The following is a 16,724-nucleotide window of genomic DNA, read 5'->3' on the forward strand; positions in this document are numbered from 1 at the left end:
CCGCCGAGGCGGGGTTTTTTCATGCACGGGTTGCAGCGATCAGTTGCTCCAGTTCGGCATCGGCATCGCATCCACGGGGATCGGCGAATTGGCATCGTCATGGCCGCGGTCGCGCTTGCTGCGCAGGTCGTTCTCGATCTGGTAGTTGCGGCGCTGCATCCACGCATCGCGCACCAGCGAGTACTCGTCCACGGCGGTGTCGCGCAGATCGTCGATCGCCAGCAGCTGCGCGCGGGTGTCGACCAGCTGCAGGCCCTGCAGGCCGATGCGGACCTTGTCTTCCTCGATGCGGCGGATCGGCGACAACGGGATGTCACCGGCCAGGCCGAACACATCGCGCACGGTACGCGGGCCGAAGAACGGCAGTTCCACGTAGCGCGAACGACGCCAGCCCCAGGCACCCAGGGTCTGGCCGAAATCTTCATTGCGACGCGGCACCATTGCCTTGCTGGCCGGATCGAACAGGCCACCGAGGCCCAGCGTGCTGTTCATCAGGAAGCGGCCGAGGCTGTCCCACGCATCTGCACCGCGGCCCTGCAGCAGCTGGTTGGTGATGGTCACCGGTGCGCGCAGATTGCTGAAGAAGTTGCTGATGCCGGTACGCGCGAAGCGTGGCACCACGTGGGTGTAGGCCGTGGCCAGCGGGCGGGCGATGCCACGGTCGACCGCGTTGTTGAACTTGTGCACCTTGCGGTTGAACGGTTCCCACGGGTCATAGGCGGCCGCACTGCCGGTGTTGCTGGCACCACCGTACAGGGCATCGAAATCATCATCACCGCCCGGTGCAGTGGCTGCGGCGGTCTTGGCCGCATCGGCATCGGCACTGGTTGCGGGCGGGGTCGGCGCCGCAGCGGTGGCGATCGGCGGGTTGTCCACCGGGGCCACCTCGGTCACGCCGGTGTCGGCGGGCGTCGCTTCGGCGGGAGCGCCGGCCGGGACCACGGTGCTGGCGACCGGTGCGTCGCTGCGCGCGGGCTTGCCGGCACAGGCGGTCAGGGCGGTGGCCAGGAGGATCAGGGGGAAAGTGCGTACGACGTTCATGTCAGCTCGCAGCAGAAGTAGCGTTGAAGTCCAGGTCGGGCGACAGCCGGTAGGCCGCGCTCAGCTCGTTGAAGCCGGCCGGCGCGCCGGAAATGGCCAGCGCATGGCCCGCCTTGCGTGCCCGGGAGGCCAGTTCGGCCAGCAGGGCCAGGCCGGCGCTGTCCACGCGCTCGACCTCGCCCAGCTCCAGCCGCGCCAGCTTGGCTGGCAGGGCCTGCAGTTGCGGCCACAGCGCGATCACCGCGGCACGGTCGAGCACCCCGCGCAGGCGCAGGGTGTCGCCTTCCAGCAGCGCCAGTGCGTTACTTGCCATTGCCCGCCGGCCCGGCCTGCATGCTGCCGCTGTGCAGCTCGCTGGCCACCTGCTTGATGCCCTTCTGGCGCAAGGGCGTATCGAACTGGTTGCGGAAGGTCTGCACGTAGGAAATGCCTTCGATGTTGACGTCGAAGATCTTCCACTGGCCGTTCACGTTGCGCATCCAGTACTCGACCGGGGTCGGTTCGTTGCCGGCGCGCACCAGTTCGGTGCTGACGCGCACGCCACGGTTGCCCGGCAGCGGGCTTTCACCCTTCAGGCGGAAGCTCGGCTTGCCCTGGATGTTGAGCAGGGTCGAACCGTAGCGCTGCATCAGGCTGTCGGCCATCGCATCGGCGAACAGCTTGATGTCGGCGTCGGAGGCGCCGCGGGCGTGCGGGCCCAGCACCAGGCGTGCCGCATAGTCGCGGTCAAAGGTGCGGTTCAGTTCGCTGTCGATGTAGCTGCGCAGGCTGGCCGGGTTGCTGCTGAACTCGCTGCGGCGCTGCTGCAGCGTGGTGAGAATGCGCGTGCTGGCATCGATCACCACCTTGCCGGCCTGGCCCTGCGCTGCGGCAGCGGCGGGGGCGCCCGCCTGGGCCTGGGCAAGGAACGGAGTGGCCATCAGCAGCGCCGAGGCGAGCAGGGCGGGGATCAGTTTCATTTTCATGGTTGCGGTTCCGTTGCAGGCGCCTGCGCGCCATCGTTGGGCTTCTGAGCAGCGCCGCCACCGGCGCCGCCACTGAACATGTACTTGCCGACCAGCTGGATCAGGTCCACCGCCGGCTGGGTGAAGACGATCTCGTCACCGGCCTTCAGCACGTCCGGGTCGCCGCCCGGCTGCAGACCGATATAGCTCTCGCCGAGCAAACCACTGGTGAAGATGCCCGCCGAGGTGTCCGCCGGCAGGTCCTTGACCTTGCTGTCCATGCGCAGGGTCACAATGGATTCGAACTTCACCGGATCCAGGTCGATCGAGGCGACCTGGCCGACGGTGACGCCGCCGATCTTCACCGGCGCCTGCTTGCGCAGCTGGCCGACCTGGGAGAAGCGCGCCTTCAGCTCGTAGCCCTGGCTGCCCCAGCTCCAGCGCTGGTTGGTCGAGGCCACGGCCAGCACCATCAGCGAGGCCAGGGCCAGCAGCAGGAATGCGCCGACAGAGAATTCGAGTCTGGGACCGCGGATGGCCATGTGGATTACCTGATCGAGTCGTGGTGGCCGCGCGCGCCTGCGCACCGCCGGTGGAGGGGTTAGGTGAACAACATTGCCGACAGCACGAAGTTGAACATCAGCACCAGCAGCGAGGCATTGACCACCGCACGGGTGGTCGCCACCGAGGTGCCCTCGATGGTCGGCTCGGCGTGGAAACCAACATAGGCGGCGACCAGCGCTGCGGTGCCGCCGAAGATCGCCGACTTCAGCATCGCCACGCCGAAGTCATCCCAGAAATCGACGCTGTTGCGCAGTGCCGACCAGAACACGCCATTGTCCAGGCCCAGCACATGCACCGCTTCGAAGTAGCTGGCGCTGATCGCCAGCGAGCAGAAGATGCCGGTCAGCAGCGGCACGGTCAGCACCGCCGCCCAGAAGCGCGGCGCGACGGCCTTGGCCACCGGGTCGATCGCCATCAGCTCCAGTGCCTTGATCTGGTCGGTGGCGCGCATCAGGCCAAGTTCGGCGGCGATCGAGCTGCCGGCGCGGCCGATGAACAGCAGCGCGGTCAGCACCGGCGCCAGTTCGCGGTACAGCGACAGGCCGAGCAGGGTCGACAGCGCGTCGGCCGCTCCGAAGGTGGTCAGCGTGCGGTAGCCTTGCAGGGTCAGCACCAGGCCGACGAAGGCACCACCGACGGCGATGATCGGCAGCGAGCGCGCGCCGATCTTGTAGATCTCGCGGGTCAGCTCGGCCAGGAAATCACGGGTCGGCAGCGAACCACGCAGCACGGTCAGCGAGAACAGGCCGGCGCGACCCAGCGAGCGGGTGGCTTGGACGAACGGCATCAGGCGACCCTCGCGCGCGGCGCGGCATCGAACGGAATGGGGCCATCGGGCTGGCCGTGCAGGAACTGCCGCAGCAACGGGTCCTGGCTGGACTGCAGCGCCTCGGGCGTGCCCTGGAACACGATGCCGCCATTGGCGATGGCGATCACCTGGTCGCAGATCGGCAGGGTCTCGTGCACGTGGTGGCTGACAATGATGCTGGTCAGGCCCAGGCTGTGGTTGAGGCGCTGGATCAGGCTCATGATCACGCCGGAGGCGATCGGGTCCAGCCCGGTCAGCGGCTCGTCGTAGATCATCAGCGGCGGGTCCAGCGCCAGCGCACGGGCCAGCGCGACGCGGCGCGCCATGCCACCGGACAGTTCGCGCGGCCAGGCATCGGCAGCGGCCAGCAGGCCCACCGCATGCAGCTTCATTTGCACAAGACGGCGCAGCACGGCGGTCGGCAGGCGGGTATGCGTGCGCAGCGGCAGCGCGACGTTTTCGGCCACAGTGAGGTCGGTCAGCAGGCCATTGCCCTGCAGCAGCACCCCCACACTCTTGCGCATTTCCAGCAGCGCGCCGTTGTCCTGCGGAATCGGCTTGCCGAACAGGGTGACCTCGCCAGCCACCGGGCGCAGTTCGCCGGTCAGTGCCGCCAGCAGGGTCGACTTGCCACTGCCGGACGGGCCCAGCACGGCCGTGATGCTGCCCTTGGGCACCTGCAGCGACACGTCGCGCAGGATCGTGCGCCCGCTCCGGTCGATGCGGACGTTGGATAACTGCACCAGACTGGAGGTGGAAGCCGACATGGGCACCGTTAACGTTTTTTAGACATCGAAGGATCGGGCCCGTCGGCTGAACATAAGCAGACTGGACGGTCCAGTATTGTGGCACGGCACGACCCTTGCCAGGCCGGGACAATCGGCCGGCAGCGCGGAACAATCCGTACCGGCGACGGGCCGGCCATTGAATACTGCCTGCCGTGCTGCACACTGTGCATGATGAGTGACCCGGGCAGCGATTTCCGCCTCTACCATTCCAACTCCCTGGACGTGCTGGCTGCGCTGCTGGCGCGCAACGTGCGTGTGCCGGTTCCAGGCCAGCCGTTGCTCGCGCCGGAGGTGGTGCTGATCCCGCAGGTGGCGATGCGGCGTTGGCTGCAAGCGACACTCGCTGCCGAATATGGCGTGGCCGCCAACCTCGAGTTCCTGACCCCGGGCGAATTCGTTGCCCGTGCACTCAATGCCAATGTGCCGGGCGAACGCGACGACCTGGACGCCGCGGGCCTGCACTGGAAGCTGTACCAGGCACTGCGCGACCCGGCGCTGCTGGCGCAGCCACCGATGCGCGCGCTGCAGTCCTATCTTGCCGGCGGCGACGCCCTGAAGCCGTGGGCACTGGCCGGTGAACTGGCGTCGGTGTTCGAGAAGTACCAGGCCTGGCGCCGCGACTGGTTGCTGCGCTGGGAGGCCGGCGCCGACCCGGCCGACCCGCAGGCGATCCTCTGGCGCACCATCGCCCATGGCCGCGACTACCGCGCGCGCCGCATCCAGGCGTACCTGGATCGCTTCGAGGGCGCCGGCCAGCCGCTGCCACAGGGCCTGCCACCGCGCATGTCCGCGTTCGCGACGCTCAACATCTCCCCCGACGTGCTGCGGGTGATGGCCACCCAGGCGCGGGTGGGCGAGCTGCACTTCTATATGCCCACTCCGGTGCAGTCGTACTGGGGTGACCTGCAGACGCTGGCCGAGCGCCTGCGCAGCGGCGCGCCCGATCCCTTCGGTGAAGCGGCTGGTGAGAACCGCCTGCTGGAAGCCTGGGGTGCGGCCGGCCGCGACTTCATGGCGGTGCTGGGCAGCTACGAGGTGGTGCACCCGGCCGGCGAGATTGCCGCGTATTCGGATCCGGAGGAAGACACCCGGCCGACCCTGGACGAAGGCGGCCTGTCCGACAGCCTGCTGCATCGCCTGCAGCGCGATCTGTTCCACCGCCGCGCACTGCCCTCGGGCGAGCTGCGCGATGGGCTGCGCAGCGACGACCCCAGCCTGCAGGTGCATGCCTGCCACACCCGGCTGCGCGAGCTGCAGGTGCTGCACGACCAGCTGAGAAGCCTGTTGCAGGACCCTCGCTTCGACCCGCCGCTGCAGGCGCGCGAGATCGCGGTGCTGGCGCCGGACATCGATCCCTATGTGCCGTACCTGGAGGCGGTGTTCGGCGGCCGCGGCGGCGAGGAGGAGCACATTCCCTACGCGCTGGCCGACAGCAGCCCACTGGCAGGAGAGCCGCTGGCCGATGTGTTCGTGCACCTGCTGGGCCTGCCGGTCTCGCGTTTCGGCCTGAACGAGGTGCTGGACCTGCTCGCCAGCGCGCCGCTGGCCGAAGCGGCCGGGCTGGAAGCAGTGGACTTCGATCGCCTGCATGGCTGGCTGCAGCAGGCCGGCGCACGCTGGGGCCTGGATGCGAAGCACCGCAACCAGCACCAGGCGCCGGCCGACGACGCCTACACCTGGCAGTTCGCACTGGACCGCCTGGTGCTCGGTCACGCCACCGGCAGCGAGGCGGACCTGGCCGGCGTGGCGCCGTGGATCGAGCTGGAAGGCGGCGCGCTGGAAGCACTGGACCGGCTGCTGCGGCTGCTGCGCGTGCTGGCGGTCTACCAGCGTCGCCTCGGCGAGCTGCTGACCCCGGCGCAGTGGCGGCAACGGCTGCTGACGCTGCTGGACGCGCTGCTGCCGACCGCGCCCAGCTCGCCCAACAGCCAGCGTGCCCTCGAGCGCCTGCGCAAGCTGCTGAATCAGTTCGCCGACGATGCCGCCAAGGCCGGGTTCGAAGACGGCGTGCCGCCTGAGGTGGTGCGTTCGCACTTCGCCGGTGTACTGGGCGAGGCCGATACGCGCGCGCCGCTGCTGACCGGTGGCATCAGCTTCGGCCGCATGGTGCCGATGCGCCTGCTGCCGTTCCGGGTGATCTGCGTGCTCGGTCTCAACGATGGCGATTTCCCGCGTCGCGACCCAGCTGCCGGTCTCAACCAGCTCACCGCCGAGCTGGACACGCCACGCCGCCGCCCGGGCGATCGCTCCACCCGCGAAGACGACCGCTTCCTGTTCCTGCAGCTGTTCGCCGCCGCGCAGGAGGTGTTCTACCTCAGCTACCTCGGCGCCGATCCACGCGATGGCAGCGTGCGTGAGCCGTCGGTGCTGGTCAGTGAACTGATCGAAGCCGCCGCCGCGTATCACCTCGATCCGCCTGCGGCGGTCCGCGACTTTACCGTGCGCCATGCACTGCAGCCGTTCTCACCGGCGGCGTTCGGAGATGGCGATCCACGCCGCTTCAGCTATCGGCGGCAATGGCATCCCGCTGCCGGCCGCCTCACCGGCCAGCGTGGGGGCCTGCAGCCGTGGTTCGATGCCCCGCTGCCGCCGCCGCCCGACGATGCCGTGGAAGACGAGCTCGCGCTCGACACCCTGCGCCGCTTCCTGTGCGACCCGGCCGGGCAGTTCCTCGCACAGTCGATGGGCCTGCGCCTGGCCGACGATGCCGGGGAAGTTGATGACCTGGAACCGCTGGTGCTGTCATCGCGCGGCCCGGAAAAGCGCAGCGTGCAGGCGGCGGTGGTGCGCGCCACGCTCAGTGGCGATACCGAACCGTTGTACCCGCGGCTGCGCGCGCGTGGCCTGCTGCCGTCCGGTCCTTTGGGCCAGCGCCAGTTCGAGATGGAGCAGTTGAAGACCCGCCCGTATGCGAGTGCGTTGCTGGACTGGATGCAGGGCGAGCCGCTCGAAAGCCGTCGCTACGAAGTGGACATCGACGGCGTGCGCCTGCACGGCCGCGTGGCCGATCGGCATCCCGAAGGCCTGGTGCGGCTGCGCGCCGGCACGCTCAATGGCAATGCAGTGATCCGCCAGGGCCTGGACTGGCTGCTGGCCAACGCCGCCGGTGACGCACTGCCCCTTGTGCAGTTCCACGATGGCGGCGACGCCGGTCCCGGCCCGCATGTACTGCCGGCACTGAGCGCGCCTGCTGCACGCGCGGCGCTGCGCGCGCTGCTGCAGTTGCGCCAGCGCGGCCTGCGTGAGCCGCTGCGCTTTGCCCCGTACACCGGCTGGGTGCTGTACAACGCGCCGGCAGAGAAACAGCGCAGCGAGGGCTGGAAGCAATGGCACGGCAGCGACCGCAGCTGGGGTGAATCCAGCAGCGACGCCTGGCAGCTGCTGATGCGGGGTGCCGACCCGTTCGCCTCCGATGCCAGTTATGCCGACCTGCTGCGCAACAGCCAGGTGGTCTTCAGCGCGGTGTGCGAAGGCCGCACCCTCGGCGCCGAAACGCGCCAGGAGGGCAGCGCATGAGCCCCGCCTTCATCGATGAGCGAGCCCAGTGCATGGCGGTCGATCCCTATCTGGCCCTGCCGCTGGATGGCATCCGCCTGATCGAAGCCAGCGCCGGTACCGGCAAGACCTTCACCCTGGCTACGCTGTTTACCCGCCTGGTGGTGGAGCAGGGCCTGCGCATCGGACAGATCCTGGCGGTGACCTTCACCGATGCGGCTACCCAGGAACTGCGCAAGCGCATCCGCGAGCGCCTGGCGCTGGCGGCGCGACTGGTCGATCTGGAAGCGGTCGAAGGCGAAGCACCGGACGTGCGGCTGACCCGCGAGGTGCTGCAGCGCCATCTGCAGGGAGGTACCGAGCGCGCCGCCGCACTGAAGCGCCGCCTGCAGGTCGCCGCCGATGAGATCGACCTTGCGTCCATCTTCACCATCCATGGCTTCTGCACCCGCGTGCTGCGCGAGCATGCGCTGGAGAGCGGCCACACCTTTGATCCGCCGGAGCTGCTGGCCAGCGACCGTGAGTTGCTGGAAGCGCTCGCGGCCGACCTGTGGCGGGTATATGCCAATGATCCGGCCACGCTGGAACCGCTGACCTGGCTGTGGTCCACCCCGGACGCATTGGCCGCCGATCTGCGCGCGCTGCTGGCCGCGCCGCCGCTGCACCCGTTGCCACAGGCGGTGGCGCTGCCCGATCCGCAGGCCGCCCTGCAGAATGTTGCCGAAGAGCTGTCCGCAAGCGTGCGCGAGCATGGCGAGCAGTTCTTCATCGACCTCTGCGATGCGGTCGACAACAAATGGATCAACGGCGTGTCGTACAAGCTGGGCTGGCTGCACCCGCTGGGCCGGCAACTGCTGGGCTGGGCCGAGCGCGCCGACCCGCGCGAGCTGCTGACCAGCGAGCGCCTGCCGGCACTGCTGCCGGAGGCGCTGGCAGCCAAGACCAACAAGAAATTCGCCGAGCGCACGCCATCGTCGCCATTGCAGGCGCCGTTGGCCCGCTATGTCGCGCTTCTGGCCGAACGCGATGCCTGGCTCCGTGCCACCGCGTTGAACTTCCTGCACGTGCTTCGCGACGAAGCCAGACAGCGCCTGCAGGCGCTGAAGCGCGCCCGCCGGGTGCAGACCTACGACGATCTGATCGATGGCGTCGCACTGGCCCTGGAAGGCCCGCAGCGGCTGGCATTGGTCAAGCAGCTGCGCGCGCAGTACCGCATCGCGCTGGTCGATGAGTTCCAGGATACCGACGACCGTCAGTGGGGCATTTTCCACACCGTGTTCGGCGATTCACCGGAAGTGCGCGAGCTCGGCCTGGCACCGGCGCTGTTCCTGATCGGCGATCCCAAGCAGGCGATCTACGGTTTCCGCGGCGGTGATATCCACACTTACCTGAAGGCCAAGCGGGCGGCGCAACAGGCGCCGGTGCTTGACCAGAACTTCCGCTCGCGACCGGCCGTGCTGCGCGCGCTGCAGGCGCTGTACGACAACGGTGGCGAAGACGCCTTCCTCGAGCGTGGCATCCAGTTCGAGCCGGTGCGGCCCGGTGGCGTGCGCAGCGATGCGGACTACCAGCGCGACGGCCATGCCGCCCCGGCACTCACTCTGCGCGTGCTGCGCAGTGGCGGTGACAAGGCGATGAGTGCCGATGCCTCGCGCGAAGCAGCCGCCCAGGCCTGTGTGGCGGCGATCCACCAGATCCTGGTCGCGGCGCGCGCCGGCAATGCGGTGCTGCGTGGGCGCCCGGTACAGCCGGGTGACATCGCGGTGCTGGTGCGTTCGCATCGCGAGGCCACGCTGGTGCAGCGCGCGCTGGCCGCGGTCGGCATTCCTGCCGTGGCAGCGGGCAAGCAGAGCCTGTTCGCCACCAGCGAAGCGCGTGATCTGCGTGCACTGCTGCTGGCGCTGCTGCAGCCGGCTGACGAAGGTCGCCTGCGCGCAGCGCTGGCCACAGTGCTGCTCGGCCAGCGCGCCAGTGCGATCGCGGCGATGGAGCACGAGGGCGACCTGCAACGCGGGTTCCAGGCGCAGCTGCTGCATTGGCGCGAGCGCTGGCAGCGCGGCGGCCCGTTCGCGGTGATTGCCGACGTCTGCGCCGCGCAGGGCGAGCGCCTGCTGGCGCTGATCGATGGCGAGCGCCGCCTGACCAACTACCTGCAGCTGGGCGAACTGCTGCAGGAAGCCTCGGCGCAGGCGCTGGGCATGCACGGCCTGCTGGACTGGCTGCAGGGCCAGATGGCCAGCGCCGACCAGGATGACGAGCAGCAGCTGCTGCGCCTGGAATCGGATGCGCGCCGCGTGCAGATCATCACCCTGCACAAGAGCAAGGGCCTGGAGTACCCGCTGGTGTTCCTGCCCTTTGTGGGCATCGACGGCGGTGCGCCCAACACCGCCTCGCACTGCACGGTGCATGTGGGCGGCCAGCGCCAGCTGCACTGGAAGCTGGGCAAGGACGAGGCCTGGGAAGCGGCCACTGCGCAGCGCGAGCGCGAGCAGCGTGCCGAGGATGCCCGCCTGCTGTATGTCGGCCTGACCCGCGCCGAGCACGCGCTGTGGATCGCCGTGGGTGATCTGGCCGGGCTCGGCAGGACGCGGCTGGCACCGCTGCTGGGTGACCTGCAGGCGCTGCGCGCGCATGCCGATGTGCGCATCGATGACAGTGAGGTACCGGCTGCGCTGCCGCAGCTGGCGGCCGAAGTGGAAGGGGATCTTCCGGCGGTGCGTGCACTGACCCGGCGCGTTCCGCACGACTGGTGGGTGTACAGCTTCACCCAGCTGGCCCACGCCGATGCCGGCGCGGGCAGTGACATCGAAGCCGCTGCCACCGCGCTGCCGGCGCCGGCAGCCGACGAACCCACCGGCCCGGAGCTGCCGCTGGAACCGGCACTGCCGGAAGCCGCCGCGGTGGCCGAGGACAGCGCGCCGCTCGACCCGCGTTTCATGGGCAGCCGCTTCGGCAACGTGCTGCACGAGGCAATGGAAAACGTCGACTTCGCCGCATGGGCTGACTGGCAACCAGGCCGGGAAGCTCCCGAGGGCCAGGCCGAGGTGCTGCGCAAGGCGCTGCACGATGAGGGCTATGCCGACGTCGATCTGGACGATGGCGTGGCGGTGCTGGTGCCGCTGGTGGGCCACACGCTGACCGTACCGCTGCCCGAAGGCGGTGCGCTGTACAGCCTCGGTGAAGGCGAGCGCCGCGCCGAAATCGACTTCCATTTCGCCATCGAGGCGACCACCGTGCCGGCGCTGCTGCAGGTGCTGCATGCGCATGGTGTTTCCAGTGGCCGCCGCGGCTTCGGCCAGCGCCGCCGCCTGGAGGGGCTGATGACCGGCATGATCGACCTGACCTACGTGCGTGATGGCCGGTGGTACGTGCTCGACTACAAGTCCAACCGCCTGCCCGGCTACAGCCCGGACCTGCTGGCCATTGCCATGCGCCACAGCGAATACGATCTGCAGGCGCTGATCTACACCGTGGCCCTGCATCGCTGGCTGCGCTTCCGCTTGGGCGCCGCCTACGACTACGAGCGCGACATGGGCGGCATCCGTTACCTGTTCTGCCGCGGCCTGGATGGCACGGGCAACGGCGTGCACGTGGATCGTTTCCCGTTCGCGCTGGTGGATGCACTCGACGCGCTGTTCGCCGGCGGCGAGCAGGCCCAGGCCCAGCTCGCCGCGCGTGCCCGTGGAGCCAGCGCATGAGCCTGCTGAAGGAACTGCACCAGAAGGGCCAGCTGCGCACTCTCGATCATGCATTGGCGACCAGCCTGCAGCGGCTGCGCGACGACACGCCCGAGAGCGTGGCGCTGGCTGCCGCGCTGGCTTCGCTGGCGGTGTCGCTGGGCCACGCCGCATTCGACCCCGCGCAACCGCAGCGGTTGCTGGAAGGCGTGCCCGAGTGGCCTGCCGCGCAGGCCTGGCTGGCGCAGCTGCGCGCATCGCCTTGGGTGGCCACACCGGAGCAGGCTGACGCCATCGCCGGGGATGCCCCCTTGGTGCTGGAGAACGGGCTGCTGTACCTGCGCCGCTACCGCGAGTACGAGCGCCAGTTGGCCACCGGTCTGCAGCGCATCGGCCGGCATCCGCTGCCGGCGCCGGACATGGCAGCGTTGGCGCCGTTGTTCGCGCAGCTGTTCCCGCACGCATCGCGCGGTGAAGATCACCAGGCACGCGCAGCCGGCGTGACGCTGCGCCATCCGCTGGCGCTGGTCACCGGCGGCCCCGGCACAGGCAAGACCACCACCATCGCACGCCTGTTGCTGCTGCTGGCCGCGCAGGCCCGGCACGCCGGCCAGCCGCTGCCCGAGGTGGCGCTGGCCGCGCCCACCGGTCGCGCCGCCGAGCGGATGGCCGAGAGCCTGCGCATGGCCGTGCAACGCTTGCAGGAACAGGGACTGGATCCGACACTGTGCGCGGCACTGCCCAGCAGCGGCACCACCCTGCATCGACTGCTCGGCGTGATTCCCGACTCACCACGCTTCCGCCACCACGCCGACAATCCGCTGGCGGTGGACGTGGTGGTGGTCGACGAAGCGTCGATGATCGATCTGCCGATGATGGCCAAGCTGGTCGATGCAATTGCCAGCGGCACCCGCCTGATCCTGCTCGGCGATCCCGATCAGTTGCCGTCGGTCGAAGCCGGTGATGTGCTCAGCGCGATCCTGCGCGCCAGCGGCGATGGCATCGGCACCCGCGCCGACGATGCGCTGGCGCTGCATGGCCTGCTGGCACCGGCCACCCTGCAGCCGCAGGCCGCACCACGCGCCTTTGCCGGCCGTCGCGTGCAGCTGCAACGCGGCTACCGGCAGAGTGATGCGCTGGACCTGGCACCGCTGGCGCATGCCGTGCGTGAAGGCGACAGCGGCACCGCGCTGCAGCTGCTGCGCAGTGGTGAACTGGCCGGCGTGCACTTCCACGAAGGCGAAGCCGATCCATTGCGCGGTCAGCGCGAGCACCTGCTGGGCCACTGGCGTGCACTGGCCGAGGCCGCGGATCCGGTACGTGCCCTGCAGCAGGCCGGTCGCCTGCGCGTGCTGACCGCGCTGCGCGAAGGCCCGCAAGGTGCGCGCGGGCTCAACAGCCGCATCGAACAGCTGCTGGCCGGCAACACCCCGGGCTACTTCCAGGGCCGCCTGCTGCTGGTCACCGAGAACAGCTACCGGCACCGCCTGTTCAATGGTGATATCGGCATCTGCCTGCGTGATGGCAGCGGCGCGATGGTGGCCTGGTTCCCCGGCGATACCGTCGACCAACCACGCGCCTTCCACCCCGCAGCACTGCCCGCGCACGAAAGCGCCTTTGCGATGACCGTGCACAAGGCACAGGGCTCGGAGTTCGATGAAGTGTGGTTGCAGCTGCCACGCCAGGACAGCCGCGTGCTGTCACGCGAACTGGTCTACACCGGCCTGACCCGCGCCCGCCAGGTACTGCATGTGGCCGGCAGCGCCGACGTGCTGCAGGCCGCGTTGAAGCGGCACGCCAGTCGCTTGGGCGGCCTGGCCTGGCGGTTGGGTGCGGAAGACGTGGTTGAAGCACCAACGCGTGTCGAACAGCCCACGGTGCAGGGCACCTTGTTCTGAATCGGGGTCGGATCCCGTTCCCATCGGGAACGGGCTCTGACCCCATCGCCCCGATGTCGCATTTGCCGTTTGATGACGCCGCCGGCGCTACCTATCCTGCGTTGCTACCCCACGACACAGGAACCAGCACATGGCGCTTATTGCCCTGGATGACCCTCGCTGGGCCGAACTACAGCATGCCTACGGGGCTGCGGATGACATTCCGGAGCTGCTGGCGAATCTGAGTATTCCGAAAGACGAAAGATCCGAAGACGATCCGATTGAAGACACCTGGGAGGAACTTTGGAGCAGCTTGTGCCATCAAGCGGACGTCTACAGCGCTTCGTTTGCGGCTGTGCCGCATATCGTGAACGCACTTCTGCTTCAGCCAAAGCCACTCACATTTGACTTCGTTGGATTGCCAATTAGCATCGAGATGGAGAGGCGGGAGGCGGGTATCGCGCTTCCTGATATCGCTGAACCCGAGTACTCCGAGGCGCTTCACCGGCTTGCGAAGTTCGCTGGTAGCGTCGTAATGGAGAAGCACGATTTCAGCACGAGTACGTGTCTGCTGACGGCGCTGGCACTGGAGCACGGAAATGCTGCGGCAGCGTGGGCGCTGGCCTTTGTGGTATCCGGTGAAAAGGACGAAATGGAAGAAGCGATGGAGCTTTTCCGGAATCGGTGAACCCTCCAGTCACGTCCAGAATCGCCAGCTAAAAGCAGTCGAGCATGGCTCGACTCTACAACAGCGTACTTCGATCATTCCGACGTTCATCCACGCATGGCGTGGATCTACTGCAGATCGCAGGAAACTGTCGAAGGCGGGGTGGGTCCGGTTGCGGGGGCGCGAGCCGCATGGATGCGGCGACCGAGCTTACAGGGACGTACTTGCAGCGTCCCCCGCAACCGGACCCACCCCGCCATCCCAAGGAATACCCGCTTTTGACGTTGACGTTGCCTCGGCAGGTGCAGGGCGCAGCCCTGCCGCCCCCGTCATTCCGCGATCAGCACCAGCCCATCCGGGAACACGATCGCCGCTTCATCCGCACTCACGTCGAAGAAGCCCACGCCGTGCTTCTCGGCCAGATCCTGCACCCGCCCGTGCGCGCGCTCGGCCACCGAGTAGGCGAACGCGCCGTAGATCACCTGCCGGCCGATGCTGTACTCGGTCACTTCGGCACGATCGTCATCGTCGTTGCTCAGTGGTCCGTTCAACGGCGGGAATTCCTGCGCCATCTCCGCAAACCACGCTTGCAGCGCCGGGCTGCTGACCGCCGGGTCGTCGTACTCGTGGCGCTCGTTCCACTGCGTCTGCTTTTCGAACCAGGCGATGAAGGCCGCCGCCTCGCGTGGCGCGGCGCTGGCCTCGAACACCATCATGTCGTAACTCATTGGAGCTTCCTGTGCAGAGCAGGGGTCAGAGCCTTCGCCTGCGGCGAAGGATCCGACCCCGGCAACGGGGTCTGTGGACGCACAGGGTATCCCGCTAGAGCTGTTCGGCTGCACTCATCGCCAAGCCCGGCGCCAGCGCCTTGGCCTCTGGGAACAGCGCGAAGCGCAGGCCGATCAGGCCCATCAGCGCTTCGTCGCGGGCCTTGCAGGCGGCCACGCTGCCGACCCGGCCCAGCGACGTATCCAGCCGCTCGCGCAGCGCCTGGTCTGCAGCAATCGGCTTGCGCGCCGCGATCTGCCGCCGGTAGTGCCCAGCGATCTCTTCCAGGATGTGCTCGACGGCTTCGCGGCTGCGCTCGGGCAGTTCCAGCCGTGCACGACGCAGCTGCAGGATGTTCAGGCCGATGCGCGCCTCGTTGAGCATGTCCACCGAGGCGATGTCGCTGCCCTCCGGCGTCGCTGCCAGGCGCGGTGCGAGCAGGCCCAGCAGGTCGAGCATGCGTGCGGCGAAGCGCTGCCGATCCTGCTGGCCACGTCCTTCGGCGGCTTCGGCCAGCGTAGTCCAGCCCTGCCGCACCAGTCGGCGCGCGGTCCACTCGGCACCTACCGAACGGAACAGGCGGGTCATCACCACTGCAAAGCCAATGCCGATGAACATCGCGATCGACGAGTTGAGGAAGGTCTGGATGTTGGCGCTGTAGGTGTTCTGCAGGCTCAGCAACGCGGCCAGATTGACTGTCAGCGGCAGCGCGAACAGCGCACTCTTGGGATGATGCAGCAGCAGTCCCAGCGGCAGGAAGGCCACCGCCAGCACCAGCGCCAGCAGGCCGAAGTCGTGCACGGCTGGAAACACGCCGAACAGGTACACGCCCGCCACTACCGAGGCGACCATCGCCCACACCAGGAACTGCACCATGCTGGGAGCCGGATCGTCCTGTGCGGCAAAAAATGCGGCCGTCACCGCCGCCATCATCGCGCCGTTGCCGCCGCCTTCCCAGCCCAGCGCGATCCACAGCACGCAGTAACTCATCAGCGCCACGCCGGCACTGAGCGCGGAGAACAGCGCCATGCCGTAGTCGACATGCTTGTCGGCGGCCACCCGTTCGGTGCGGATGCGGTAGTGCGCGCGATCCAACGGCGCGGTGCCCTGATCGATCGCGTGCTGCAGGGTGCGGCAGTCCTGCCACAGGTCCACCAGTTCCTCCAGGCGCAGCAGCAGGCTGGCCAGCTGCAGGTGCTGCAGGTCGCGGTCCACCTGAGGCTTCAGCGCGCTGATGCGCGCGCGCAGGCGGGCGTACTCGCTGGCGTTGGTCGGGCCATCCAGCCAATCGCGGATGTCGTCGACCAGCGCCGGCAGCCCATCCGGCAGGGCCTGGCCATCGCTGCGCAGCGCACTCAGGCGATCGGCGATTGACGACAACACCGGCAACAGCAACAGCATGCGCTCGCGCAGGCGCTCCATCGACACTGCCGAACCGGCATGGCGTGGATCATCGCGGCGCAGGAATTCGATCAGCGCCTCGAACTGCACCAGGTCGGCAGCCAGCCGGTTGCGCGGCGCGTGTGCGCGGCCACGCTCAAGGATCTGCCGGCACCACTGCGCGGCGTCCTCCATCCAGTTGCCGATGCGGGCGCGCAGCATCGGGCGTACCGACGCCGGGAACAGCAGCGAGGCAAACAGCACGGCCACTACCGTGCCGAGGATGATCTCCTCGCTGCGCGCCACCACGGTGTCGAAGATGGTCTCCGGCGAGGTGACTGCCGGGAAGCCGATGAAGGCGGTGGTGTAGCCGGCCAACAGGAACGCGTAGCCGCGAGGGCCGCGGTTGAGCAGGGCCATGAACAGGCAACCGGCCAGCCAGATCGACATCGCCGCACTCAGCACCAGCGGGGTTTCCACCAGCGCCGGCAGTACCAGCAGCGTGGCCAGCCCGGCCACCAGGGTGCCGACGATGCGGTATACGCCCTTGGCGCGGGTCGGCCCCAGCAGCGGCTGGCTGACGATGTACACCGTGCCCATCGCCCAGTAGGGGCGCGACAGGTTGCCGGCCATGGCGATGTACAGCGCGGCCACCGCGGCCAGGTAGGTCTTGATCGAGAACAGCCAGGCCTGGCGATCGGTCAGCGCGTTCATG

At 68.5% G+C, this 16,724-nt stretch carries 12 protein-coding genes; 4 read left to right on the forward strand and 8 right to left on the reverse strand.

Going from position 1 to position 16,724, the window contains the following annotated elements:
* Window positions 1-39: 39 nt before the first annotated feature.
* From ACM0PK_RS19780 to ACM0PK_RS19805, 6 genes are read right to left on the reverse strand one after another with little or no spacing between them, the layout of a single operon-like run.
* Window positions 40-1,041 (reverse strand): MlaA family lipoprotein, encoded by a 1,002-nt coding sequence (locus tag ACM0PK_RS19780; RefSeq protein ID WP_414606782.1) that lies wholly within the window; start codon window positions 1,039-1,041, stop codon window positions 40-42.
* A 1-nt stretch (window position 1,042) separates the two neighbouring features.
* A complete protein-coding gene (locus tag ACM0PK_RS19785) occupies window positions 1,043-1,354 on the reverse strand; it encodes an STAS domain-containing protein (RefSeq protein ID WP_049417176.1) in 312 nt (103 codons plus the stop codon).
* Complete coding sequence (locus tag ACM0PK_RS19790) at window positions 1,344-2,006, reverse strand: MlaC/ttg2D family ABC transporter substrate-binding protein (protein WP_414606783.1); 663 nt, start codon at window positions 2,004-2,006, stop codon at window positions 1,344-1,346. The genes ACM0PK_RS19785 and ACM0PK_RS19790 overlap by 11 nt, the downstream gene beginning before the upstream one ends.
* Window positions 2,003-2,527 carry an outer membrane lipid asymmetry maintenance protein MlaD gene (gene mlaD / locus ACM0PK_RS19795; RefSeq protein ID WP_005411706.1) on the reverse strand — a complete coding sequence of 175 codons (525 nt, stop codon included), beginning with the start codon at window positions 2,525-2,527 and terminating at the stop codon, window positions 2,003-2,005. The genes ACM0PK_RS19790 and mlaD overlap by 4 nt, the downstream gene beginning before the upstream one ends.
* A 59-nt stretch (window positions 2,528-2,586) precedes the next feature.
* Window positions 2,587-3,336, reverse strand: coding sequence for an MlaE family lipid ABC transporter permease subunit (locus ACM0PK_RS19800; protein ID WP_005414955.1), 750 nt, complete (start codon window positions 3,334-3,336; stop codon window positions 2,587-2,589).
* Window positions 3,336-4,124, reverse strand: a complete 789-nt coding sequence (locus tag ACM0PK_RS19805) for an ABC transporter ATP-binding protein (protein WP_134972056.1) — start codon at window positions 4,122-4,124, stop codon at window positions 3,336-3,338. The genes ACM0PK_RS19800 and ACM0PK_RS19805 overlap by 1 nt, the downstream gene beginning before the upstream one ends.
* A gap of 189 nt (window positions 4,125-4,313) precedes the next feature.
* On the opposite strand from ACM0PK_RS19805, the gene recC reads away from it, so the two are divergent.
* The 4 genes from recC to ACM0PK_RS19825 all read left to right on the forward strand — a co-directional run bounded on the left by recC (window position 4,314) and on the right by ACM0PK_RS19825 (window position 13,882).
* Window positions 4,314-7,661, forward strand: coding sequence for an exodeoxyribonuclease V subunit gamma (recC, locus tag ACM0PK_RS19810; protein ID WP_414606784.1), 3,348 nt, complete (start codon window positions 4,314-4,316; stop codon window positions 7,659-7,661).
* Window positions 7,658-11,338, forward strand: a complete 3,681-nt coding sequence (gene recB, locus ACM0PK_RS19815) for an exodeoxyribonuclease V subunit beta (RefSeq protein ID WP_414606785.1) — start codon at window positions 7,658-7,660, stop codon at window positions 11,336-11,338. The genes recC and recB overlap by 4 nt, the downstream gene beginning before the upstream one ends.
* Window positions 11,335-13,215: an exodeoxyribonuclease V subunit alpha gene (gene recD / locus ACM0PK_RS19820; protein ID WP_414606786.1), complete on the forward strand. Its 1,881-nt coding sequence runs from the start codon at window positions 11,335-11,337 to the stop codon at window positions 13,213-13,215. The genes recB and recD overlap by 4 nt, the downstream gene beginning before the upstream one ends.
* A gap of 130 nt (window positions 13,216-13,345) precedes the next feature.
* A complete protein-coding gene (locus tag ACM0PK_RS19825; RefSeq protein ID WP_134972762.1) occupies window positions 13,346-13,882 on the forward strand; it encodes a hypothetical protein in 537 nt (178 codons plus the stop codon).
* A 308-nt stretch (window positions 13,883-14,190) separates the two neighbouring features.
* Here ACM0PK_RS19825 and ACM0PK_RS19830 read toward each other — a convergent pair whose 3' ends face one another.
* On the reverse strand, window positions 14,191-14,589 hold the full coding sequence (locus ACM0PK_RS19830; RefSeq protein WP_095378904.1) for a hypothetical protein: 399 nt from the start codon (window positions 14,587-14,589) through the stop codon (window positions 14,191-14,193).
* Window positions 14,590-14,683: 94 nt separating this feature from the next.
* Window positions 14,684-16,723, reverse strand: a complete 2,040-nt coding sequence (locus tag ACM0PK_RS19835; protein WP_134972760.1) for an FUSC family protein — start codon at window positions 16,721-16,723, stop codon at window positions 14,684-14,686.
* Between the last annotated feature and the right edge of the window lies 1 nt (window position 16,724).

Origin of the sequence: Stenotrophomonas sp. FR010 (assembly GCF_047520755.2) — a bacterium.
Lineage (GTDB): Bacteria > Pseudomonadota > Gammaproteobacteria > Xanthomonadales > Xanthomonadaceae > Stenotrophomonas > Stenotrophomonas sepilia.

Bases quoted from the DNA above. Each gene is read 5' to 3' on its own strand.
- ACM0PK_RS19835 (WP_134972760.1), bottom strand. From the start codon at position 16,723: ATGAACGCGCTGACCGATCGCCAGGCCTGGCTGTTCTCGATCAAGACC.
- ACM0PK_RS19780 (WP_414606782.1), bottom strand. From the start codon at position 1,041: ATGAACGTCGTACGCACTTTCCCCCTGATCCTCCTGGCCACCGCCCTG.
- ACM0PK_RS19800 (WP_005414955.1), bottom strand. From the start codon at position 3,336: ATGCCGTTCGTCCAAGCCACCCGCTCGCTGGGTCGCGCCGGCCTGTTC.
- ACM0PK_RS19790 (WP_414606783.1), bottom strand. From the start codon at position 2,006: ATGAAAATGAAACTGATCCCCGCCCTGCTCGCCTCGGCGCTGCTGATG.
- ACM0PK_RS19805 (WP_134972056.1), bottom strand. From the start codon at position 4,124: ATGTCGGCTTCCACCTCCAGTCTGGTGCAGTTATCCAACGTCCGCATC.
- mlaD (WP_005411706.1), bottom strand. From the start codon at position 2,527: ATGGCCATCCGCGGTCCCAGACTCGAATTCTCTGTCGGCGCATTCCTG.
- recC (WP_414606784.1), top strand. From the start codon at position 4,314: ATGATGAGTGACCCGGGCAGCGATTTCCGCCTCTACCATTCCAACTCC.
- ACM0PK_RS19825 (WP_134972762.1), top strand. From the start codon at position 13,346: ATGGCGCTTATTGCCCTGGATGACCCTCGCTGGGCCGAACTACAGCAT.
- ACM0PK_RS19785 (WP_049417176.1), bottom strand. From the start codon at position 1,354: ATGGCAAGTAACGCACTGGCGCTGCTGGAAGGCGACACCCTGCGCCTG.
- recD (WP_414606786.1), top strand. From the start codon at position 11,335: ATGAGCCTGCTGAAGGAACTGCACCAGAAGGGCCAGCTGCGCACTCTC.
- recB (WP_414606785.1), top strand. From the start codon at position 7,658: ATGAGCCCCGCCTTCATCGATGAGCGAGCCCAGTGCATGGCGGTCGAT.
- ACM0PK_RS19830 (WP_095378904.1), bottom strand. From the start codon at position 14,589: ATGAGTTACGACATGATGGTGTTCGAGGCCAGCGCCGCGCCACGCGAG.